This is a genomic window from Lacrimispora brassicae, from assembly GCF_054772055.1.
This window is the reverse complement of record NZ_BRYH01000001.1, coordinates 42,555-64,537: the sequence shown is the minus strand read 5'-3', so window position 1 is coordinate 64,537 and position 21,983 is coordinate 42,555. Positions and strand designations below refer to the sequence as shown.

Genomic DNA, 21,983 nt, shown 5'->3' with positions numbered 1-21,983 from the left:
CGGATTTACGATACAACACATCTGGAGGTACCAAAAAACATGGGAAAGATTATATTAACAGGGGACCGGCCCACCGGAAAGCTTCATATCGGCCATTACGTTGGTTCGCTAAAGGGCAGGGTGGAGCTGCAGAATTCCGGCGAATTTGACGAGATTTTTATAATGATTGCGGATGCCCAGGCACTTACGGACAATGCCGACAATCCGGAAAAGGTTCGTCAGAATATTATTGAGGTTGCGCTGGATTACCTTTCCTGCGGGCTGGACCCGAAGAAATGTACCCTGTTTATCCAGTCACAGATTCCGCAGCTTACAGAGCTGTCCTTTTACTATATGAATCTGGTAACCGTATCCAGGCTGCAGCGGAATCCTACGGTAAAATCCGAGATCGCCATGAGAAATTTTGAAACCAGCATTCCTGTAGGCTTCTTTACCTATCCCATCAGCCAGGCGGCTGACATTACGGCGTTCCAGGCCACTACGGTGCCCGTAGGAGAGGACCAGGAGCCAATGATTGAGCAGACCAGGGAAATCGTGCGTAAGTTCAATTCCGTTTACGGAGATGCTCTTGTAGAGCCGGAGATCCAGCTTCCTGATAATAAGGCGTGTTTACGGCTCCCAGGCACTGACGGCAAGGCCAAGATGAGCAAATCCCTTGGAAACTGCATTTATTTATCCGATTCGGAAGAGGACGTGAAGAAAAAGGTCATGAGCATGTACACAGACCCTAACCACATCCAGGTTTCCGATCCGGGAGAGGTAGAAGGTAATACGGTATTTACTTACTTAGATGCCTTCTGTAAGGATGAGGATTTTGAAAAGTATCTGCCTGATTATAAGAATCTTGACGAGCTTAAGGACCACTACAGACGTGGCGGTTTAGGCGATGTAAAGGTAAAACGGTTCTTAAACAGCGTCCTTCAGGCAGAATTAGAGCCTATCCGCAGAAGAAGAAAAGAATACGAGGCCAACATTCCTCACGTATATCAGATATTAAAAGAGGGAAGCGATAAAGCTGAGGCAGCGGCGGCCCGGACCTTAAAGGGCGTGAAAGAAGCCATGAAGATCAATTATTTTGATGACCTGGAATACATTGAAGAACAGGCAAAGAAGTATAAGGGCCAGGAATAGAGGCGTATATGAAGATTGTTTCTATCACCGAGATTTTGGAATGCAATGAATGGATCAGGGGCAAAGACCTGGAATTTAAGATCCACTTAAGAGATGCCTGCGGGAAGCAGTCCTGCTGGATCGAATCATTAAATGACAAAAACGGCAGCGGACAATGGGAGGAGCTTTATAAGGCTTTGGAGGAGTTTTTTTCCAGGCTCCGGTTCCGGCTGGAATACGGAGAGAATAGAAAAGACTTCTGGCTGCTGTAATACGGTTGGCAGAATTGCCGGGGAAGGTGCAAAGGGAAAAAGGTTTCCTTTGTACCTTCCCCGGCATTTTCCGTTTTGTAAATCTAAAATCTGTTCTTTCCGGAAGACACATTATCAGCTTTTCCAGCCGGTTTATAATTTTTCTATAAGCAAAATGCCGCAATGGAAGTCATGAATCTGCCAGGTCCTGCAAAAAGACTTACCTGTTTTAAGGGAAGTAAAGTATCCGCTGAAATGGCAGGGAAACTGGAGCTGTTTGTGGTGACTGCTTGTTTTAAATAAGCTTCATTAATGGAATATATCGTTTATATTAAACATACTAATTAATAGGATTAATAAAAATAATGAGTAGAATCTTAAAATTTTATTAAAATTAATTGAAGAAAGTGGTATAATCAGGTAGTAATTAAGAAACATCAGTCTCGCAAAATAAAATGAAAAAGGAGTTTTATCATGGAGCAGTTTTTTAAGCTTAAGGAAAATGGAACGAATGTTACTACTGAGATTATAGCCGGAGTCACCACATTTTTTGCAATGGCGTATATAATCATAGTAAATCCTAATACTCTAAGCCAGGCAGGTATGGAGTGGGGCGCAGTATTTTTAGCAACCATCATTTCTGCGATTATAGGTACTTTGATTATGGGCCTTGTAGCCAATGTACCATATGCTCAGGCACCGGGCATGGGATTAAATGCATTTTTTGTTTACACCGTATGTTTTGCATTGAAATTTACATGGCAGCAGGCTTTGTCAATGGTATTCATCTGTGGTCTTCTTAATATTTTGATCACAGTGACCAGGATCCGTAAGTATATCATCAAAGCCATTCCTGCAAGCTTGCAGAACGCCATCGGCGGAGGTATTGGCATCTTTATTGCATACATAGGTCTTTTGAATGCAGGCGCTATTAATTTTGCAGCAGGTGTTCCGGCAATGTCAGTTATTGCAACAAAGGCTCTTGTTTTATTTATTATCGGTCTTGTATTAATTATTGTATTGACGGTACTCAATGTAAAGGGCGGCATTTTAATCGGCATTATCTTAACGACTTTAATCGGTATTCCCTTAGGTATTACAAAAACAGGAGATACTGTAAACTTTTCAGAAGCTTTGGCAGTGCTTCCAACTACCTTTGGGGTGATTTTTACGGCAGACGGGCTTCCTTCTTTATTTGGCGACATGGCTAAGCTTCCTCTTGTATTAATTACTATTTTCTCTTTCAGCTTATCTGATACATTTGATACCATCGGAACCTTCATTGGAACTGGCCGCAGAAGCGGAATCTTTAGTGCCGAAGATGAAGCTTCCTTAGAATCAGGCAAAGGATTTTCTTCCAAGATGGATAAAGCGTTATTTGCAGATGCTACAGCGACTTCCATTGGCGCCATTTTCGGCACTTCAAACACGACCACTTATGTGGAAAGTGCAGCAGGGATCGGAGCCGGCGGACGTACGGGTCTTACTTCCGTAGTCGTAGCTGTTTGTTTTGCATTAAGTGCATTCATGGCCTCCTTTATCAGTGCAGTTCCATCCGTTGCAACAGCTCCGGCTCTTGTCATTGTTGGATGTATGATGATCTCTTCATTTAAGGAGATTGAATGGACGGAATTGGAAGAAGCAATTCCCGCTTTCTTTGCAGGCGTGTTTATGGCACTTTGCTACAGTATTTCTTACGGCATTGCAGCGGCGTTTATTTTCTACTGCATCGTAAAGATCTGCAAAAAGAAAGCAAATGAGCTGAATCCGATTATTGTAGTAGCAACCATTCTGTTTGTTATAAACTTTATATTACAGGCATTTCTGTAATTTTAAAAAAGTTATAAGCTTTTGTCCCTGTATAGCCCAGGGGCAAGAGCTTTTTGCTTTTTAATGGATAAATCAGTAATAATTATCAGTGTCTGTATTGAATTTTTCGGTAAAATGTGGTATACTTATCCTGTGAATTAGGAGTGACTAACTTATAAAAATGATGGAAATAAGCCATATTAAAGGAGTATGGCTGCGAAGGCGGCCCATTTCTGGGGCCTGAAATGAGGCTGCAGCTTATGGAGCGTCATTAAAACTGTTCCCTGTATGAAGATCAATGATAAAAACATGGAAACTGGAAAGAATTTCCTTAAGAGGTTCCTTCCATTATAGAAACCATTTAAAAGAAAAGGAGAAAAAATGATGAACTATCTGGAGATTGAAAAAGTAATAGGAAGAGAAATTATTGATTCCAGAGGAAATCCTACGGTTGAGGCTGAGGTGCATCTGGCAGACGGGACCATCGCCAGAGGAGCGGCCCCCAGCGGCGCTTCTACCGGTGTATTTGAGGCTCTGGAGCTTCGGGATGGAGACAAGGCCCGTTATGGCGGAAAAGGTGTCTTAAATGCAGTTCATAACATCAACACGGTGATCCATTACGCCATCACTGGAATGGATGCTTCCGATATTTATGCCATTGACCAGGCAATGTTTTCCGCAGACGGAACAAAGGATAAGTCCAGACTGGGAGCCAATGCTATCCTGGCAGTATCCATTGCCTGCGCCAGAGCGGCAGCTATCAGCATGGGGATCCCCCTTTACCGTTTCTTAGGCGGAATATCCGGAAACCGCCTTCCTGTTCCCATGATGAATATTTTAAACGGCGGAGCCCACGCAGCCAATACGGTAGATGTGCAGGAATTCATGATCATGCCGGCAGGTGCTTCCAGCTTTAAGGAAGGCCTTCGGTGGTGTACGGAAGTGTTCCACTGCCTGGCTTCCATATTAAAGGCAAAGGGTCTGGCTACTGCTGTAGGAGACGAGGGCGGTTTTGCCCCGGATCTGGACAGTGATGAAGCAGCCATTGAATTAATCCTTGAGGCCATCAGAAAGGCAGGCTATGAGCCTGGACGTGATTTTGTCCTTGCAATGGATGCAGCTTCCAGCGAATGGAAGGGCGAAAAGCAGGGAGAGTATGTCCTTCCCAAGGGCGGAACCCACTTTACTTCTGAAGAACTCATTGAGCACTGGAAAAAGCTGTGTGAAAAGTATCCCATTTATTCCATTGAGGATGCTCTTGATGAGGAGGACTGGGAAGGCTGGAAAAAACTTACGGAAGCGCTGGGCACCAAGATCCAGTTGGTTGGAGATGACCTGTTTGTAACCAATACGGAGCGCTTAAAGAGAGGAATCTCAGACGGATGCGGCAATTCCATCCTGATCAAGCTGAACCAGATCGGTTCTGTATCTGAAACTCTTGAGGCGATTAAGATGGCCCACAGCGCAGGCTATACGGCCATTGTATCCCACCGTTCCGGTGAAACAGAAGATACTACCATTGCAGATCTTGCCGTGGCTCTTAATACCTGCCAGATAAAGACAGGAGCGCCAAGCAGAAGCGAACGTGTGGCAAAGTATAACCAGTTGCTTCGCATTGAAGAAGAGCTGGGAGAAAGTGCAGTTTATCCGGGAATGGACGCATTCCATATCCGGCGGTCATAAGAAATGGGAAAGGCCCGGCAAGTCTGGAATTTAAGACTTGCCGGGCTCTTTTATGATTCATAGAAAATTGCGTCCTATGAATCATAAAACCGGGCCCTTTATTCCAGTCTTTTTGCTGCGGCCTGGAAAAGGAATTGATGAAAGAGGCAAAAGATGATATGCTATAAGCCATAAGAATCAAAAGGGGAGATATTTCATGGAGTTTAGGGAATTAAAGGAAGAAGAGCTGAGCAGAGAACTTTTTAAGGATTTTGACCGCTTCCAGGAAGTGAAGAAGTGCTGGCGGAAGGAAAAGGGTGACTGGGTGATAAAGGAAAATCCTTTTATTGAGCAGTGGAAGGACGAAGATTATGAGGTATTGGTAAAATGCCTGAAAAATACCGTCACCACAGGAGGAGTTGTCTTCGGCTGTTTTCTGGAAGGAAAACTAAAGGGGTTTGCATCTGTGGAAAAGGCCCCCCTGGGCAGGGAAAACCAATACCTTGATCTTTCCAGCCTTCATGTATCAAGGGACTTAAGAGGCCAAAAGGCAGGCAGCAGGCTCTTTCAACTGGCAGCCCAATGGGCCAGGATGGAGGGGGCAGGCAAGCTTTATATTTCTTCCCACTCTTCGGTGGAGACACAGGGGTTTTATAAGTCCCTGGGCTGCGTGGAAGCCAGGGAATACCACAGGGAACACGTGGAAAGAGAGCCTTTTGACTGTCAGTTGGAATATGGGCTGGAGCGGAAGGTGATCTTATACATTGGGGTCAGCCTGGATGGATATATTGCAGATGAGGAAGGAAAGGTGGACTGGCTGGGCGGCCAGGATGAAGCCTATCAGGGAGATTACGGCTACGGCCGGTTTGAAAAACAGGTGGACACGGTTATTATGGGATACCGCACCTACCGGCAGGTGGTTACGGAGCTGTCCCCGGAGGTCTGGCCTTATCCTGGAAAGGAAACCTATGTTTTAACCCACAGGGAAATGGAAGACAGGCCTGGAATCCGGTTTACCAGGGAACCTTTGGAAACCTTCCTTTCCGGTTTAAAGAAAAGGGAAGGAAAAGGGATCTGGATCTGCGGAGGGGCGCAGGTGGTGAATCAGTTAATGGAAAAGGAATTCATTGATGAATACCACCTGACCGTTATGCCGTTGCTTCTTGGGAGCGGAATCCCATTGTTTGAAAAAACGGGAAAACAGGTTCCCTTAAAGCTGGTATCTGCGGAAACGGAAAACGGTGTGATAGACTGCATATACAGAAAAAGATAGAAGAGAAATCGGTAATATACAGGGCCTTCTTTCAATACAATGAACAATAGCGTTATGGTGCCGAAGGTTATTTTCCGGCGGAGAGCCAAATACCCTGCAGCAAGCTGCGGGGCATTTGCCAGATGCAGAAATACAAGCATTCCAGCGCCTGACTCATTGCCTGCAGAAATAAATGTATTTGAAAGAGAGATGAAAAAAGATGGCAGAAATAAAGCGGATCAGATGCGGAAGTGTGAACACCTATCTGATCGAGGAACATGGAAGAGCCATTCTTGTGGATACAGGAAGGATCGGATCTGAAGAAAAAATACTGGCCCAATGCCGGAAAACAAAGGTGGAGCTGATCGTACTCACTCATGGTCATGCGGATCATGTACAGAATACGGCCTATCTTAAGAAGGCATTGGGAGTTCCGGTTGCCCTGCATAAGGAGGACTTAAATCTCATTAAAGACAGTTTTACTGAGCCTCTCCGCTATCAGGGATTTTTGGGAATGGTGGTTGCGGAGGTTTCGGCCAAAAGCTATGAGACGGACAGGATACCGGAGTTTACCCCGGAAATTTTTTTGAAAGAGGGAGACTGGCTGAAGGAGTACGGGATCAATGCCAGGATCATGGAGCTTCCGGGGCATACCAGAGGGTCCATAGGAATTGACCTTAAGGAAAAGGCTGTTATTGTGGGAGACGCATTGATGAACATGTTTTATCCCGGACTGTCCATGATATACTGGGACAGGAAAGAGATGATAAAAAGTGCGGATAAGATCAGCGCCCTTGGCGCGAGAAAGGTATATTTCGGTCATGGAAGTCCGGTGGAAAACCGGGCGTGGAACAAGACAGGAATTTAGACAAAGGTTTTAAGCAGTATGATACGGATTTATCTGACAAGATATGAGGCAGCCTGTGGAAAGAAAAAGTGGGAGCAGGAGCATGAGCTTGGAAAAAAGCTTCTTCACATGGGGTTAAAAGATCTATATGGAATCAGTTCAGGATCACAGAACCAGCCGGTTATTTTGAAAGGGGAGCACGGAAAACCCTATCTTAAGGATTTTCCCCACATCCGCTATAACATCAGCCATACAGACGGCATGGTGGCCTGCGGAATTGGAGACAGGGAGCTGGGAATCGATGTGGAACGGATACGGCCCTTCCGGCAGAATATCCTGAGGAAGGTTTTTTCTGATGCTGAAAGACGGCGTATGGAGGAGATACCGGAGGAGGAGCATTCCCAATACTTCTTCCGGATATGGACGTTAAAGGAAAGCTACTTAAAGGCGGTGGGCTGCGGCATCACCATGCCTCTCACCGGCATATCCTTTGAATGGAATGGGGAGGCCCATCCGGTGTGTTCTGTTCCAGGCGCAGCCTTTTATCAGACAATGGTGGAGGAGGAATATGTTCTCTCCATATGTGCCCTGGGGGATGAGAAAATCAATTTTGGGCAGAACCTTGTTTTCTCCACCGAAGGCGGAAGCCCTGGGAATGGGTCTTGCTTTCGGAAACCATAAGCCCTGCCAGGGTCAGCATGATCCCGCAGGCAGACTGGAAGCTGATGGGCTCCCTTAACAGGAGCATGGATGAGATCACAGTGATCACCGGGACTGCATAGATGTAGACGCTGGTCTTTACAGTGCCCAGTTCCTTCACGGCAAAATTCCAGGTGGCAAAGCAGAGTGCAGAGGCACCCAGGCCTAAAAACAGGATATTAAATAAGTTCTTTGTATCGGCAAAGCGGTAAAGGCCGAGGCGGAAGGGGAGAATTGCCAGTGAGGGAACCATGAACAGAAGGCCGTAGAAGAAAATGCGCCTCGTTGTTACAACGGTCCCATGGCCGTATTCTCCTATTTTTTTTGTGATCACAGAATAAGCTGCCCAGGTGACTGCGGCAGCCAGTGCCAGAAAATCCCCCTTTGGGTTCAGCTTCATGCCGGAGGTTCTCTGGAAGCTCATCAGGCTGATCCCCATGATCGCAGTCAAAAATCCCGCCAGAAAGCGGGGACCCGGTTTTTTCCCTTTTAGGAACAGCCAGTCAAACAGGGCTGTAAAAAACGGGGCTACGGCGATGATCACACTGACGTTGGCGGCAAGGGTATAGGTAAGGGCAAAATTTTCCATGAGGAAATATAAGGTTACGCCACATATTCCGGCGGCTGCGAAAAGGATTTCCTGTGTCCGGCTTTTTGTGCGCAAAAGGCGGGGACAAGCCAGCCACAGGGCAGCATACCCCATGAGAAAGCGGAAAAACAGAATTTCAAGAGGGGTGAAAGCCTCAAGAAGAACTTTGGTGGAGATAAAGGTAGTTCCCCATACAAATATGGAGAACCCGGCGGCTAAGTGTCCGTATAAATGATTTTGCTTGTTCATGATCGTCTGCTCCTGTAAGTGATTTTATGCCGCCTCATGGGAAGGGATAAACAGTATGGCATGTTACCGGTTTTTCCCATCCTGACAGCTTCTTAAATTTTAGCACAGATTATAAAAAATGTCCTGCAGAACGGCCCTGATGTTGAAAAAATGGAACTTTGCAATAAACAAGGCTTATGAAATCACGAAAAACGGGCAAAAATCTCAGAAGGAATAAAAAGCAGATTGGAGGAAATGCCATGAAAACCATGACAGACAACTTTTTAATTTCCTTTCTTCAGAGATTTGACCAGCACCCCTTTGACGTAAAGATTCATGGAAAGACTTATCACATCGGGCAGGGGAATCCAACGTTTATTGTGGATCTGAAAGAGGATATCCAAGGCAGGGATCTGCTGACCAGCACTTCTCTGGCCCTGGGAGAGGCCTATATGAAAGGGAGCCTGGATATTGAAGGGGATCTGTTTCACGCACTGAATCATTTCCTGGGCCAGATGGAGAAGTTTTCAATGGATCAGGGAAAGCTTAAGAAGCTGATTTTTTCGTCCCAGTCCAAGCGGAATCAGGAAAAGGAAGTCACATCCCATTATGATATCGGAAATGATTTCTACCGCCTTTGGCTTGATGATACTATGAGCTATTCCTGCGGCTATTTTAAGACGGAAAATGATACCTTATACGATGCCCAGTGCAATAAGGTGGAACGGATCTTAAAGAAGCTTTATCTGAAAAAGGACATGACCCTTCTGGATATCGGCTGCGGCTGGGGATATTTGCTGATCAGGGCTGCCAAGGAATACGGGACCCGGGGAGTTGGAATCACCTTAAGCAAAGAGCAGAAAAAGAAATTTGAAGAGCGGATTAAGGCGGAAGGCCTGACGGGCAGGGTGTCGGTGGAACTGATGGATTACCGGGACTTAGAAAACTGGGGCAGGACCTTTGACCGGGTTGTCAGCGTCGGCATGCTGGAGCATGTGGGAAGGGACAATTACGGTCTGTTCGTAAAAAATGCGGAAGCAGTGTTAAATCCAGGCGGATTGTTTCTTCTTCATTACATCAGTGCCTTAAAGGAATATCCGGGAGATCCATGGATGAAGAAATATATTTTTCCGGGAGGCACCATTCCAAGCCTTCGGGAGATGATCAACATTTTAAGCGAGCATCAGTTTTACACCCTGGACGTGGAAAGCCTTCGCCGCCATTATTGCAGGACCCTGCTTTTGTGGGGACAGAATTTTAATGACAACCGTTTAGAGATCCAGGAGAAAATGGGAGCAGAGTTTACCAGAATGTGGGACTTGTATTTAAGCTCCTGTGCTGCCACCTTTAACAACGGGGTCATTGATCTCCATCAGATCCTTGTGTCCAAAGGGATAAACAATCACCTTCCAATGATAAGATGGTATGAATAAATGTAAAAATCCGCCCTGTGTGTTCGTGACAGCGGCGGATTTTTGCTGTATCATGGAGAGAACGGAAAAGGCCCGGGTGTGTCCATGGGCCTTTGCAAGAGAGAAAAGGTTGCCGTATTTTTGAAAACATGTTATGATTCCATAGGATAAAACTGACAGGAAGTGGAAAGGGATCTTTGTGGAACAACATGAACAGAAGAAAAAAGAACTGGCTCCTGGTCCTGATTTATACGGTCATGATTTTCCTTTGTTTTGGCATTGTCATGGTCGTGGATAATCTGGATACCTCCAAACGTGGCAGGGAGGAAACCTCCGGCAAGTCTTATGAAGAAAGCTTAAAGCCGACGGAGCAGGAGGAAAGTACCAGTGAAAAAGAACCTATAAATTTTAAGACAGAGACAAGTGAAGAAAAAACGGAACCGGAAACCCGGAAAGAGATCAGGAAAAAACGGCAAGAACAGCCTGTAGAGGAAGAAACAGAGGAAGAGACAGAGGAATACAAGCCTCCTGTGATCGTAGTCGCCTCTGATGTCCATTATTATTCTCCAATGCTTACGGATTACGGAGAGGCCTTTGATGAGATGCAAAAGCAGGACGATGGAAAGCTGGTCAATTACATTCCTCAGCTCATGGATGCTTTTACGGCTGAGATGGAAGTACTTAAGCCCACTGCCGTGGTCTTAAGCGGAGACTTAACTCTTAATGGGGAAAAGGCGGGCCATGAAGCATTGGCGGAGAAACTGGGGATACTGGAAGAAAAGGGAGTAAAGGTGCTTGTCATTCCCGGCAACCATGATATTAACAACTATTTTTCAGCCTCCTATTTCGGCAAGGAAAAGGAAGTGGCGGATATTGTAGACCCTCAGGGGTTTTATGACATTTACCGCCGGTTTGGGTATGACCAGGCGAAGAACCGGGATGAAGACTCCTTAAGCTATGTCTATGAGCTGGATGAGAAAAACTGGCTTCTGATGCTTGACTCCGCCCAGTATGAGCCTCTTAATAAGGTCGGAGGAAAGATCAAAGATGAGACCCTGGTATGGATGAAAAAACAGCTTGAAGAGGCAAGGCGGCAGGGGATAACTGTGATCCCCATCGCTCATCACAACCTGTTAAAGGAAAGCATTCTCTATCCAACCGACTGCACCCTTGAAAACAGCCAGAATGTCATTGAACTTTTGGAATCCTACCGGGTTCCTCTTTACATAAGCGGCCACCTGCACTTGCAGAGGACCAAAAAGCATAAGCCGGAGCCGGGAGAGAGTGAGGACGCCTACCATATCAGTGAAGTGGTTGCAGACTCTTTTGCCATTTCGCCCTGCCGCTACGGGGTTCTTCAGTGGACAGAGGATGAAAGGCTGGTTTATACCACCAGGGCCATGGATGTGGAAGGTTGGGCAAAGGAAGAGGGGATTTCCGATGAAAATCTTCTTAATTTCAAAGAATACGGGATGAAATTTCTTACAGAAGTGGTCAGCAGCCAGGTTTCCGGCAAGATTAAGAACCTGCCGGAGGAACAGGTGGAAAAAATGGCAGAGCTGTATGGGGATATTAACAGGGCTTACTGTGAAGGAGTCCCTGTTAATGGGGCAGAGATCCGCTCAGGGGAAGCCTTCGGTTTATGGCAGAGGAATCTGCCGGAAAGCCGGATGTTTGCTGAAATTGGAAAGATCCTTAAGGATACGGGATATGACCACAACACCTGGGAGTGCCGGCTGGAGAAGAAGGAATGAGACAGACAGGAAAAGCAGACAGCCCCTTTACAATATATTTCATGTCGTGATATAATGATGAAATAAAATTACGTAAAGTTCGAGGTAGATTGTTCATGCAGGAAAATATTAGCGTATCCGGTGTTCTCTGTTCATCTTATGATTCGTTTTTTGAAGCGGAAAAGAAGATTGCGGATTATATCCTGGCCCATAAAAGTGACATAATCGATATGACGGTGGCGGAGCTGGCCCTTGCAAGCGGAACCAGCGATGCAACGGTGTCCAGATTCTGCAGAAGGTGCGGATTTAACGGTTTTCATCACTTAAAAATCAATCTGGCAAAGGAGGTGGCTGAGGAAAGGGGCAATTCCATTGAAGTCTCCAATGACATCAGCCGGGATAACATTGCTCAGTCCCTTCAGAATATTCTGGCCAATAAGGTGGCGGAGCTGACCCAGACCATATCCATGATGGACCCGGAGGCGTTAAACCGGATCCTGTCCGTGATCGAACGAGCCAGGACCGTACAGCTTGTGGCTGTTGGGAATACCATACCGGTGGCAATGGATGGCTCCTTTAAGTTCAATCAACTTGGGGTTGCTGCCGTATCCGGTTCCATCTGGGAAACCCAGATGGCCTATACCTGCAATCTTAAGGAAGAGGATGCCATCATCATCATATCCAATTCCGGCTTTTCCAAGCGGTTGATGACCCTGGTGGCGGTTGCAAAGGAAAACCATACGCCAACCATTGCCATTACCAACAACGCCTCATCTCCCCTGGGCCAGGCCTGTGATTACCACATCACCACAGCCACCAGGGAAAAACTCCTTCTGGGAGAGTTCTGCTTTTCCAGAGTGTCGGCTACGACCGTGATGGAAATATTGTATCTGTTCTTATCGGTCAGCAGAAAGGATTCCCATGACCGTATCAGGCGTCATGAGATCGCCATTTCTGATGATAAAAAGTAAATCAGCACCGCTGGTAAAACCGGCGGTTCTGGCTGCAGGCAAATCGGTGTCAGGACACAAGTCCTGGCTCCGATTTTCTTTGTGCTCTTTAGGAAACCCAATCCTCCTGGGATTATAAAGTGTAACGGAAGAACTTATGAAGAAACTCATCTAAGCCGATATAGTTTCTAAGAAGCCGGAAAAAGAAGGAATATGGTCAGGGAAAATATCCTGACAGTCAGAAAACTGTCTTTTGCCTGAAAATAACTGTTAAAAGGGGAAATTAAGATGAACAATGAAAAAATACTATGGAGAAACAGGCTTTCAGTAAAAATACCGATTACTATGGCAATTATAATCTTGATTGTAATTGTTGCAATGTGTTCCTGTTTAAGTCTGTTAGCAAGTACTACCGTAACTAAAATGACGGAGAAAGAGCTAAATTATATTGCAGAAGAAAATGCCAAAGAAGTATTATCGTATTTGGATAGTATGCTGGTATTTTCCCAGGCCTTATCTTTAGAAGTGCAGAGATATCAAACACTTAACAAGGAAGAAGCAAATGCAATGCTGGCAAAATCTTTGCAGGGAGTATTAAAAAACAACAAGATATTTTCCGCATATTATGCGTTTGAGCCAAACAAATATATGCCGGATACACCCAACGGACTTTCTTATTATGTTTTCCGGGATGGTTCCAGCGCAGGACTTGATGTTTTAAATGATTTTGATACATACGGAAATGCAGATTATTATTTACCTGCAAAGAATAATTTATCGGTTCATGTAACAGAACCATATGAGTACCAGCTTTCTACAGGTGAAAAGATTTGGCTGATTACGCTGAGCACCCCCATTGTAAATGAAGACGGTGAATTTTTAGGAGTTGCAAACTGTGATATCGATCTGTCCAGCATTGCAGGATTAGATTATGCAGACGGAGGATATGAGACTTCCTATAGCTATATTGTTACAAGCAATGGAATTTGTATGGCACACACTGCAGACAAAGGAATCGTTGGCACTGTGCCCCAATCTGTTTCTGATTATGAAGCAATTCAAAATGCAGTGGCAAGCGGAAAATCGGTAACCGGAAAAATCAAGAATTCTTATTCTCAGGGAAAAACTGCATTGGTCATTCATGAGGCACTTCATTTAGAGGGGACTGATGTTAACTGGTCAAGTGCTTTTGTGGTGAATGAAAGTGAGGCTATGAGCTCAGTAGCAACGATCACTTTAGCGTTAGCGGGTATTGGTATGATTGGTTTGGCTGTACTGATATTGGTCAGTGTTATGACATTAAAGAAAGGTCTTGCTCCCGTGGATTCTGTAATGGGTCTGGCAGAAAAAATGAGAAACGGTGATCTTTCTCATGACAATGGGTCTATCATTTATAAAAATGATGAATTAGGATTGCTTGCTAAAATTTTTGAAGAAACTTCGGAAATATTAGGCGGCTATATCAATGAAATTTCAAAGGTACTTGGACAGGTAGCTTCAGGCAATCTGGATCTTTCCATTGAAAAAGAGTTTATAGGAGATTTTAATAAAATAAAGATTAGTTTATGCCGTATTTTAGATTCACTTAATGATACTTTCAACGAAATGCGGGTAGCTGCTGAACAGGTGGCAACTGGTTCCCAGCAGTTTTCTGACGGTTCTCAGTCATTGAGTCAGGGGGCGATTGAACAGGCAAGTTCCATAGAAGAACTTTCTGCAAAAATTATGGAAATTACCGGTCAGGTCAAGGAAAGTGCAATGCATGCGAATAATGCCAATGATAAGGCTGAGGCCGTTGGAACAGAATTGGAAAACAGCAATAAACAGATGAATGAGCTTCTTAAGTCTATGGCTGATATAACGGAAACTTCAGGCCAGATTGGAAACATAATAAAGACCATTGAAGATATTGCATTCCAGACGAATATACTGGCTCTGAATGCGGCTGTTGAAGCTGCCAGGGCCGGAGAAGCAGGAAAAGGATTTGCAGTTGTTGCTGATGAAGTAAGAAATCTTGCATCAAAGAGTGCACAAGCAGCTAAAAATACTACCGGCTTGATTGAAAGTTCTCTTCGTTCCATACAGGAAGGTGCTGAATTTGCTGAGATTACAGCGACTTCCCTTGGAAATGTTATGACAGGCGCCAAAGAAATTATTTCGGATATTGCTGAAATTTCAGAAAAGACCGATGTACAGTTTTTATCTTTGAAAGAAGTTACAGCAGGTATTGAACAGATTTCCAATATTGTTCAGAACAATGCGGCAATCGCTGAGGAAAGCGCTGCTACAAGTCAGGAATTATCAGCACAGGCTCAGATGCTTAAAGAACAGGTTGCCAGATATACTATTAAGAAAAAGCTTTTTTAACCGAATCAAGCAGCCAAGGGGATTGGGAATATCCCCTTGACTAAAATTGCATAGAGAGTCCATGGACAGCAGGTTTGCACAATGTTATGATGACAGTGTAAACCTGCTTTTTATTTAGGATGTTGGGGATGAGTGATGAAAAAACAGCGGAAGAAAAGGGTAAATACTTTGGCCCTTATCAGGGAATACTCAAAAAGGCAATCAGCATAAAAAAACGGTTTTTTTCTTCGAAATATTATAATAAATTTGTGCAAAATCCTGAAATGCTTCAAGAAATAACATTTCTTAAAGAAAGATATTGACGAAATAAAGCAATCGTATTATATTATAGAAGTAGAGAAGAAATAAAATTTTATATATAAAAGGAGAGGTGACATATGATTTACACCGTAACATTTAATCCTGCCCTGGATTATGTCGTAAGGGTAGATCACTTCACACTGGGAGCTGTCAATAGAACTGAGCAGGAAAGCATCTATTATGGGGGAAAAGGACTAAACGTATCTGCGGTTTTATGGGCTTTGGGGTATGAAAATACCGCACTTGGCTTTGTGGCAGGATTTACCGGAGAGGAGATCTGCCGGGGAGTTAAGGGCCTTGGGTTTGAGGCGGATTTTATCCGTGTCAAAAAGGGCTTATCCAGGATCAATGTGAAGCTTAAATCCCAGGAAGAGACAGAGATTAACGGCATGGGGCCTGAAATCACCGGGGAAGACGTAAAGCTGCTTTTTGAGAAACTGGACCATCTGACTGAGGGGGATATGCTGGTCTTATCCGGCAGCATTCCAAAATCCATTGACGATGACATCTATGAGCGGATCATGAAGTCTCTGGACGGAAGGGGAGTCCGTATTGTGGTGGATGCAACAAAGGATCTCCTCATTAATGTACTTTCTTACCATCCCTTCCTCATTAAGCCTAATAATCATGAATTAGGTGAGATGTTTGGCGTAACCCTTCATGGCCCGGAAGAGATCATCGACTATGGGAAGCGCCTTCAGGAGAAGGGAGCCAGAAATGTGCTGGTTTCCATGGCAGGAGACGGAGCCATTCTGATTACTGAAGAAGGGGAAGTGTTCCGGATGGGTGTGCCAAAGGGAACGGTGAAGAATTCTGTGGGAGCAGGAGATTCCATGGTGGCAGGATTTATTGCAGGTTATCTGGAAAACGGCAGCTTTAAGCATGCACTGCATCTTGGAAGCGCGGCAGGAAGTGCCAGCGCCTTTTCAGAGGGGCTTGCAGGCAAGGAAGATATTATGAAGCTGTATGAAGAATTATCAAAGGAGGGGTTTTGATGAGAATTACGGAATTGCTGAGAAAGGAAAGCATTGAGCTGGGAGTAACGGTTTCCAGCAAGGAAGAGGCCATTGACAAACTGGTAGGCTTAATGGAAGCCGGAGGAAGGCTTAAGGATAAGGCCGGATACAGGGAAGGGATCCTGGCAAGGGAAGCCCTGGGAAGCACGGCAGTAGGCGAGGGGATCGCCATTCCCCATGCAAAGGTAGCAGCAGTAAAGGAGCCGGGCCTTTCCGCTATGGTAGTGCCTGACGGAGTGGATTACCAGGCTTTTGACGGTTCTCCTGCCCATTTGATATTCATGATTGCAGCACCGGAGGGAGAAGCGGATGTTCATCTGGAGGCATTATCCAGGCTTTCCACTCTCCTTATGGATCTAGACTTTAAGGGTGATTTAATAAAGGCAAAATCAAAGGAAGAATTTTTGCGGCTCATTGATGATAAGGAGTCAGAGCGGTATCAGAAGAAAAAAGAAGAAAAGGTTGAAGGCGCGGCAAAGCCCCAAACCGGATTCAGGGTTCTGGCTGTAACTGCCTGCCCCACGGGAATCGCCCATACTTTTATGGCTGCCGAGAATTTGGAGCAGCAGGGGAAAAAGCTGGGAATCCCTCTTAAGGCGGAAACCAACGGAGCGGAAGGTGTTGGCAATGCCCTGACAAGAGAGGAGATCGCTGCAGCAGACGGAATCATCATAGCCGCGGATAAGAAGGTGGATCTGGCCCGTTTTGACGGAAAGCGGGTGATCATGGCTACTGTTACGGAAGGTATCCAAAAGGGAGAAGACCTGGTTAAAAAAGCGGTAAGCTCCGAGACTCCTGTTTACCATCATTCAGGGTCTGCCTCCTCATCAGAAGGCGGCGATCAGGAAAGAGTCGGCCGCTCCATTTATAAGCATCTGATGAACGGCGTTTCCCACATGCTTCCTTTTGTTATCGGCGGAGGAATCTTAATCGCGCTGGCTTTCCTGTTTGACGATTATTCCATTGATCCTTCTAATTTTGGAAAGAACACTCCTCTTGCCGCTTACCTAAAAACCATTGGAGAACAGGCCTTTGGCATGATGCTTCCGGTCCTGGCGGGATACATTGCCATGAGCATTGCAGACCGTCCCGGTCTGGCCGTGGGGTTTGCAGGCGGACTTATTGCTAAAATGGGCGCTACCTTTGCAAACCCGGCAGGGGGAAGTGTAAACTCCGGTTTCCTTGGTGCTTTGCTGGCCGGTTTTATCGGCGGATACATCGTGATCATGCTGAAAAAGGCGTTTAGCAAGCTTCCAAAGTCCTTAGAAGGAATCAAACCTGTTCTTTTGTATCCATTGATCGGTATTTTCCTTGTAGCAGTGGCAACCACCTTTATCAATCCTTTTGTAGGCGCTATTAACGATGGAATCACGGGCCTGTTAAACGGCATGGGCGGCACCAGTAAGATCATTCTTGGCGCTGTCGTGGGAGGCATGATGTCCGTGGATATGGGCGGTCCTGTAAACAAGGCTGCTTATGTGTTTGGCACTGCCCAGTTGGCAGAAGGCAATTTTGATATTATGGCGGCTGTTATGGCAGGCGGTATGGTTCCGCCCATTGCCGTAGCTCTCTGCACCACATTTTTCAAGAAAAAATTCACGGAAAAGGAGCGTCAGTCCGGTTTGGTAAACTATATTATGGGTCTGTCCTTTATTTCTGAGGGTGCGATCCCCTTTGCGGCTGCTGATCCCATCCGTGTAATTCCTTCCTGTATCTTAGGTTCCGCAGTGGCAGGCGGTCTTTCCATGGCCCTTGGCTGTACCCTTCGGGCGCCTCATGGTGGTATCTTCGTCCTTCCTACCATTGGAAATCCTTTCGGATACCTGCTGGCCGTTATTATCGGCTCTGCAGTAGGCTGCCTTGTGTTAGCGGCATTAAAGAAGAATGTGGAAACAGAATAAAGTGTTTCAAGCGTCCCGGCCGGAAGGCTGGGACGCTTTTTCCCCATCCAGGCACGGAGGTTTAAATCTGTGATAATTCCGGCAGATTTTGGGCGCTTTCTCATGGGGCTGCGGTTGGGGTGGATTTTTAAGCGGTTTTGTTCTATAATCTTAAGAAGCAGGACTTAATCGTCAAAATTCCTTATGCCGCCTTATGGCAGGAGAAGGAGTTCTTAACAGGAAGAGAGCAGGAAGGAGAAAACCATGTATAAATGCTGTATATTTGATCTGGATGGGACCATTATCAACACCATCCATTCCCTGGCTTACAGTATCAGCCTGACCATGGAGCATTTTGGCTATGAGCCGGTTGATGTGGCCCACACCAAGAAGTTTGTAGGTGACGGATTTAAAACGCTGGTAGAACGGGCCCTGATTTATTCGGGAGATGATAAGCTGACCCATTTTGAAGAGGCCCTTGCATTTTATGAGGATACCTTTGAGAAAAACTGTCTTTACAAGGTGGAGCCATACGAAGGGATAGCAGAGTTTTTAAAATTCCTTAAGGATAAGGGAATTAAGATCGGAGTGCTGACCAACAAAGGCCATGAACGTGCCGTGGAATGCGTGGAAGCTGTTTTCGGCAGAGGATTTTTTGACCTGATCATAGGGGAAGGCAACGGGGTGAAATGCAAGCCGGATCCATCAGGAGCCTTTATGGCGGCAGAGCACTTTTATGCAAAGCCTTCCCAGTGCCTTTATTTTGGAGATACCAACACGGATATGAGGACAGGCATCAATGCCGGAATGGATACGGTGGCTGTGACCTGGGGTTTTCGTGAGCGTGCAGAACTGGAAGCGTTTCAACCCAAGTATATTATCGACCATCCCAGTGAGATTGAATATGTTTTTGAATAAAATTTCAAAATAAAGGAAAATTAAGGAGAGATAAGAATTCCATCTCTTCTTTTTTTTATTTAACAATACGGGAGGAACCATGACTAATTACTTAAAATGGGGATTGATTACCATAGCGGCCGTCTGGGCGGCGCTAATAGGGACCATGCTGGGATATACCTGGAACATCATGCACATGCCGCAGATGGTACCAAAGATACAGATGCCTCAGATGCAAAATGCGAATATAAGCATTGAGACCCAGGAAAAGATGGAGGGCTACTGGACCGTGGCGGTGTTTGGCGTGGATTCCAGGGAAGGGACCCTTGGAAAGGGGACCAGGTCAGATATGCAGATGATCCTTAATGTGAATCTTGGCACTGGGGAAATACGGCTGGTTTCTGTTTACCGGGACACCTATTTAAAGATAGAAGATAAAGAGCGTTACGATAAGATCAATGAGGCATATTTTAAGGGCGGCCATAAACAGGCCGTTGAAGCTTTAAATGAAAACCTGGACTTGACCATTGACGATTATGCTTCATTTAGCTGGAAGGCAGTGGCTGATGCCATTAATCTTCTGGGAGGGATCGATGTGGATATCAGCCATGAGGAATTCCGGGTGATTAACGGCTTTATTACGGAAACTGTGGAATCCACGGGCGTAGGTTCCCATCACTTAAAAAAGGAAGGCCCCAACCACTTAGACGGGGTTCAGGCGGTTGCCTATGCAAGGCTGAGGAAAATGGATACGGATTTTAAGCGGACCGAGCGGCAGCGAGAAGTGGCCGACCTGGCTCTTATAAAGGCCAGGGAAGCGGATGCGGCTACTCTCAGCAAGGTGGTTGCCGCTGTGTTTCCCCAGATATCCACCAGCATCGGCATGAAGGATATGCTTCCTCTGATGAAAAATATAAAAAGGTTCCACTTAACTGAAACGGAAGGATTTCCGTCAAAGCTTAAGGATGTGATGATCGGAAAGAGGGATTGTGTTGTCCCGGTGACGCTGGAATCAAATGTGAAAAGGCTTCATCAGTTTTTATTTGATGAAGAAAATTACGAGCCCTCGGACCAGGTAAAGGAGATCAGCCGGCAGATCGAACTTCGGGTAAAAAATAAGGGTTGAAAGGCTGTTTGGCCTGTAAACGGCAGGAGGAGTTTCTCTCCTTTTGCCGTTTACAGGCCTTTTCCTGCTCAAATGAAAAACTGTCCTTTTCCTTCAGTATAAAGTGTGCTATACTATGCAAATGGAATCAGATAGGAGATTAAAAATGAATAAAAATAGATGGAAAAGACTCCTGTTTTTATGCCTGGCGATTCCTCTTGCAGCTACGCCCTTATGGGGATGCAGCAACAGAAACGGCAGGCCCTCTGACACAGGAGAGCCTAAGCTTAAGGTTGTTACCACCCTGTTTCCATACTATGATTTTACAAGGCAGGTAGCCGGGGACCGGGTGGAGCTGACCATGGTGGTACCGGCAGGAATGGACAGTCATTCCTTTGAGCCCACTCCCGCAGATGTGCTGGCGATCCAGGAGGCAGACGTTTTAATATGTAACGGGGGAGCCCTGGAGCACTGGCTTTCCCAGGTCATAAATGCGGTTGACTCAGGTTCTATAACCATTGTCACAGGAATGGACTATGTGAACGCGGTACAGGAAGAGCTGGTGGAAGGGATGGAAGAGGAAGAACACCACCTGGAAGAAGGCGATGATCAGGCCGGGGGAGACGGCCACCAGGAGGAGATGGAATACGATGAGCATATCTGGACCTCTCCTGTTAATGCCATGACCCTGGTGGAAGCCATCCGGGACACTCTGGTGGAGGAAGACCCGGAAAACAGGGATTTTTATGAAGAAAGAGCCCAGGCATACCTTGGAAAGCTTAAGAACCTTGACAGTGAGTTCCGCCAGGTGGCTGAAAATAAAAAGCGTGACATGATCGTTGTGGGAGATAAATTTCCTTTCCGTTATCTGGCGGATGAATATGGCCTTCGTTATCGGGCAGCGTTTTCAGGCTGCAGCACGGACACGGAACCCAGCGCCAAAACCATTGCCTACCTCATTGACAGGATGCGTCTGGAACAGATTCCGGTGATCTATTACCTGGAACTTTCCAGCCACAGGGTATCGGAGATCATTGGAGAAGAGACAGGAGCAAAGCCCCTTTTGCTTCATTCCTGCCACAATGTTTCAAGGCGGGAATTTGATGGCGGTGTCACCTATCTTGAGCTTATGGAGCAGAATGTAATTAATTTAAGAAGAGGATTGGATGAATGAACCCATTAATACAATGCAGTCATGTGGATTTTGGATATGAGAACCAGGATGCTGTGGTGGATGTGACTATGGACGTGAATCCAGGAGAATATGTCTGTATCGTTGGTGAGAACGGTTCTGGAAAAAGCACCTTGATGAAGGGGCTTTTAGGGCTGTTAAAGCCAACAGGAGGCACCATATCAATGTCCGATGAATTAAAAAAAAGCGGGATCGGCTATCTGCCTCAGCAGACTGCGGCCCAGAAGGACTTTCCGGCAACGGTTTATGAGGTGGTCCTATCGGGCTGCTTAAGCCGCAGAGGAATCCTGCCCTTTTATTCCGGAAAGGAAAAAAGGCGTGGGGCTGAAAATATGGAACGGTTAGGGATCGCAGATATATCCGGACAATGCTACCGGGAATTATCGGGAGGCCAGCAGCAGAGGACCCTGATTGCCAGAGCCCTCTGCGCCACGGACAAGCTTCTGATTATGGACGAGCCCATTACAGGCCTTGACCCCTCTGCCATTGGAGAATTCTATGAAATAATCCGCAAACTGAACCGGGGGGAAGGGGTCTCCATCTTAATGGTATCCCATGATATTGCCAATGTGGTGAAACAGGCGGATAAGATCCTCCATCTCAAGCGGGAGGTTCTGTTTTACGGACCTACAAAAGATTATTTAAAAAGTGATGCCGGATATATGTATACAGGAGGTGCGTAAA

19 protein-coding genes are annotated in these 21,983 nt (G+C 45.9%); 18 read left to right on the top strand and 1 reads right to left on the bottom strand.

Going from position 1 to position 21,983, the window contains the following annotated elements; genetic code table 11:
• Positions 1-39: 39 nt before the first annotated feature.
• The 7 genes from trpS (at position 40) to ACYVD3_RS00265 (ending at position 7,612) form a co-directional block, all read left to right on the top strand.
• Positions 40-1,131 (top strand): tryptophan--tRNA ligase, encoded by a 1,092-nt coding sequence (trpS, locus tag ACYVD3_RS00295; protein ID WP_460640509.1) that lies wholly within the window; start codon positions 40-42, stop codon positions 1,129-1,131.
• An 8-nt stretch (positions 1,132-1,139) separates the two neighbouring features.
• Positions 1,140-1,382: an RDAC family protein gene (locus ACYVD3_RS00290; protein ID WP_460640508.1), complete on the top strand. Its 243-nt coding sequence runs from the start codon at positions 1,140-1,142 to the stop codon at positions 1,380-1,382.
• Between the two features lie 453 nt (positions 1,383-1,835).
• Positions 1,836-3,191: an NCS2 family permease gene (locus ACYVD3_RS00285; RefSeq protein ID WP_460640507.1), complete on the top strand. Its 1,356-nt coding sequence runs from the start codon at positions 1,836-1,838 to the stop codon at positions 3,189-3,191.
• 363 nt (positions 3,192-3,554) lie between these two features.
• On the top strand, positions 3,555-4,853 hold the full coding sequence (eno, locus tag ACYVD3_RS00280; RefSeq protein ID WP_460640600.1) for a phosphopyruvate hydratase: 1,299 nt from the start codon (positions 3,555-3,557) through the stop codon (positions 4,851-4,853).
• Positions 4,854-5,049: 196 nt separating this feature from the next.
• A complete protein-coding gene (locus ACYVD3_RS00275) occupies positions 5,050-6,105 on the top strand; it encodes a GNAT family N-acetyltransferase (RefSeq protein WP_460640506.1) in 1,056 nt (351 codons plus the stop codon).
• A 199-nt stretch (positions 6,106-6,304) separates the two neighbouring features.
• Positions 6,305-6,952, top strand: a complete 648-nt coding sequence (locus ACYVD3_RS00270) for an MBL fold metallo-hydrolase (RefSeq protein WP_460640505.1) — start codon at positions 6,305-6,307, stop codon at positions 6,950-6,952.
• A gap of 18 nt (positions 6,953-6,970) precedes the next feature.
• A complete protein-coding gene (locus ACYVD3_RS00265; RefSeq protein ID WP_460640504.1) occupies positions 6,971-7,612 on the top strand; it encodes a 4'-phosphopantetheinyl transferase family protein in 642 nt (213 codons plus the stop codon).
• On the opposite strand, the gene ACYVD3_RS00260 is transcribed toward ACYVD3_RS00265, so the two are convergent.
• On the bottom strand, positions 7,536-8,468 hold the full coding sequence (locus ACYVD3_RS00260; protein WP_460640503.1) for a DMT family transporter: 933 nt from the start codon (positions 8,466-8,468) through the stop codon (positions 7,536-7,538). The genes ACYVD3_RS00265 and ACYVD3_RS00260 overlap by 77 nt on opposite strands.
• A 239-nt stretch (positions 8,469-8,707) precedes the next feature.
• On the opposite strand from ACYVD3_RS00260, the gene ACYVD3_RS00255 reads away from it, so the two are divergent.
• The 11 genes from ACYVD3_RS00255 (at position 8,708) to ACYVD3_RS00205 (ending at position 21,982) form a co-directional block, all read left to right on the top strand.
• Entirely contained in the window at positions 8,708-9,880 is a 1,173-nt protein-coding gene (locus tag ACYVD3_RS00255; RefSeq protein WP_460640502.1) for a class I SAM-dependent methyltransferase, read from the top strand.
• Between the two features lie 188 nt (positions 9,881-10,068).
• The gene (locus ACYVD3_RS00250) at positions 10,069-11,613 is read left to right on the top strand and encodes a metallophosphoesterase (protein ID WP_460640501.1); all 1,545 of its coding nucleotides are present in this window, start codon (positions 10,069-10,071) and stop codon (positions 11,611-11,613) included.
• A 95-nt stretch (positions 11,614-11,708) separates the two neighbouring features.
• The gene (locus ACYVD3_RS00245; protein ID WP_460640500.1) at positions 11,709-12,563 is read left to right on the top strand and encodes a MurR/RpiR family transcriptional regulator; all 855 of its coding nucleotides are present in this window, start codon (positions 11,709-11,711) and stop codon (positions 12,561-12,563) included.
• Between the two features lie 267 nt (positions 12,564-12,830).
• The gene (locus ACYVD3_RS00240; protein WP_460640499.1) at positions 12,831-14,909 is read left to right on the top strand and encodes a methyl-accepting chemotaxis protein; all 2,079 of its coding nucleotides are present in this window, start codon (positions 12,831-12,833) and stop codon (positions 14,907-14,909) included.
• A 128-nt stretch (positions 14,910-15,037) separates the two neighbouring features.
• Entirely contained in the window at positions 15,038-15,211 is a 174-nt protein-coding gene (locus ACYVD3_RS00235) for a hypothetical protein (RefSeq protein WP_460640498.1), read from the top strand.
• 75 nt (positions 15,212-15,286) lie between these two features.
• Positions 15,287-16,204 (top strand): 1-phosphofructokinase, encoded by a 918-nt coding sequence (gene pfkB / locus ACYVD3_RS00230; protein ID WP_460640497.1) that lies wholly within the window; start codon positions 15,287-15,289, stop codon positions 16,202-16,204.
• A complete protein-coding gene (locus tag ACYVD3_RS00225; protein ID WP_460640496.1) occupies positions 16,204-18,126 on the top strand; it encodes a PTS fructose transporter subunit IIABC in 1,923 nt (640 codons plus the stop codon). Before pfkB ends, ACYVD3_RS00225 begins: the two co-directional genes overlap by 1 nt.
• 243 nt (positions 18,127-18,369) lie before the next feature.
• Positions 18,370-19,023 (top strand): HAD family hydrolase, encoded by a 654-nt coding sequence (locus ACYVD3_RS00220; RefSeq protein WP_460640495.1) that lies wholly within the window; start codon positions 18,370-18,372, stop codon positions 19,021-19,023.
• 79 nt (positions 19,024-19,102) lie between these two features.
• Entirely contained in the window at positions 19,103-20,128 is a 1,026-nt protein-coding gene (locus tag ACYVD3_RS00215; protein ID WP_460640494.1) for an LCP family protein, read from the top strand.
• A gap of 145 nt (positions 20,129-20,273) precedes the next feature.
• Positions 20,274-21,281, top strand: a complete 1,008-nt coding sequence (locus ACYVD3_RS00210; RefSeq protein WP_460640493.1) for a metal ABC transporter substrate-binding protein — start codon at positions 20,274-20,276, stop codon at positions 21,279-21,281.
• Complete coding sequence (locus tag ACYVD3_RS00205) at positions 21,278-21,982, top strand: metal ABC transporter ATP-binding protein (protein WP_460640492.1); 705 nt, start codon at positions 21,278-21,280, stop codon at positions 21,980-21,982. Before ACYVD3_RS00210 ends, ACYVD3_RS00205 begins: the two co-directional genes overlap by 4 nt.
• Position 21,983: the final 1 nt, after the last annotated feature.

What these genes read in the sequence shown, in the direction of transcription:
- eno (WP_460640600.1), top strand. Translation starts at nt 3,555, where the DNA reads ATGAACTATCTGGAGATTGAAAAAGTAATAGGAAGAGAAATTATTGAT.
- ACYVD3_RS00285 (WP_460640507.1), top strand. Translation starts at nt 1,836, where the DNA reads ATGGAGCAGTTTTTTAAGCTTAAGGAAAATGGAACGAATGTTACTACT.
- ACYVD3_RS00270 (WP_460640505.1), top strand. Translation starts at nt 6,305, where the DNA reads ATGGCAGAAATAAAGCGGATCAGATGCGGAAGTGTGAACACCTATCTG.
- ACYVD3_RS00210 (WP_460640493.1), top strand. Translation starts at nt 20,274, where the DNA reads ATGAATAAAAATAGATGGAAAAGACTCCTGTTTTTATGCCTGGCGATT.
- ACYVD3_RS00245 (WP_460640500.1), top strand. Translation starts at nt 11,709, where the DNA reads ATGCAGGAAAATATTAGCGTATCCGGTGTTCTCTGTTCATCTTATGAT.
- ACYVD3_RS00215 (WP_460640494.1), top strand. Translation starts at nt 19,103, where the DNA reads ATGACTAATTACTTAAAATGGGGATTGATTACCATAGCGGCCGTCTGG.
- ACYVD3_RS00255 (WP_460640502.1), top strand. Translation starts at nt 8,708, where the DNA reads ATGAAAACCATGACAGACAACTTTTTAATTTCCTTTCTTCAGAGATTT.
- ACYVD3_RS00265 (WP_460640504.1), top strand. Translation starts at nt 6,971, where the DNA reads ATGATACGGATTTATCTGACAAGATATGAGGCAGCCTGTGGAAAGAAA.
- ACYVD3_RS00250 (WP_460640501.1), top strand. Translation starts at nt 10,069, where the DNA reads ATGAACAGAAGAAAAAAGAACTGGCTCCTGGTCCTGATTTATACGGTC.
- ACYVD3_RS00220 (WP_460640495.1), top strand. Translation starts at nt 18,370, where the DNA reads ATGTATAAATGCTGTATATTTGATCTGGATGGGACCATTATCAACACC.
- ACYVD3_RS00205 (WP_460640492.1), top strand. Translation starts at nt 21,278, where the DNA reads ATGAACCCATTAATACAATGCAGTCATGTGGATTTTGGATATGAGAAC.
- ACYVD3_RS00260 (WP_460640503.1), bottom strand. Translation starts at nt 8,468, where the DNA reads ATGAACAAGCAAAATCATTTATACGGACACTTAGCCGCCGGGTTCTCC.
- ACYVD3_RS00225 (WP_460640496.1), top strand. Translation starts at nt 16,204, where the DNA reads ATGAGAATTACGGAATTGCTGAGAAAGGAAAGCATTGAGCTGGGAGTA.
- pfkB (WP_460640497.1), top strand. Translation starts at nt 15,287, where the DNA reads ATGATTTACACCGTAACATTTAATCCTGCCCTGGATTATGTCGTAAGG.
- ACYVD3_RS00290 (WP_460640508.1), top strand. Translation starts at nt 1,140, where the DNA reads ATGAAGATTGTTTCTATCACCGAGATTTTGGAATGCAATGAATGGATC.
- trpS (WP_460640509.1), top strand. Translation starts at nt 40, where the DNA reads ATGGGAAAGATTATATTAACAGGGGACCGGCCCACCGGAAAGCTTCAT.
- ACYVD3_RS00275 (WP_460640506.1), top strand. Translation starts at nt 5,050, where the DNA reads ATGGAGTTTAGGGAATTAAAGGAAGAAGAGCTGAGCAGAGAACTTTTT.
- ACYVD3_RS00235 (WP_460640498.1), top strand. Translation starts at nt 15,038, where the DNA reads ATGAGTGATGAAAAAACAGCGGAAGAAAAGGGTAAATACTTTGGCCCT.
- ACYVD3_RS00240 (WP_460640499.1), top strand. Translation starts at nt 12,831, where the DNA reads ATGAACAATGAAAAAATACTATGGAGAAACAGGCTTTCAGTAAAAATA.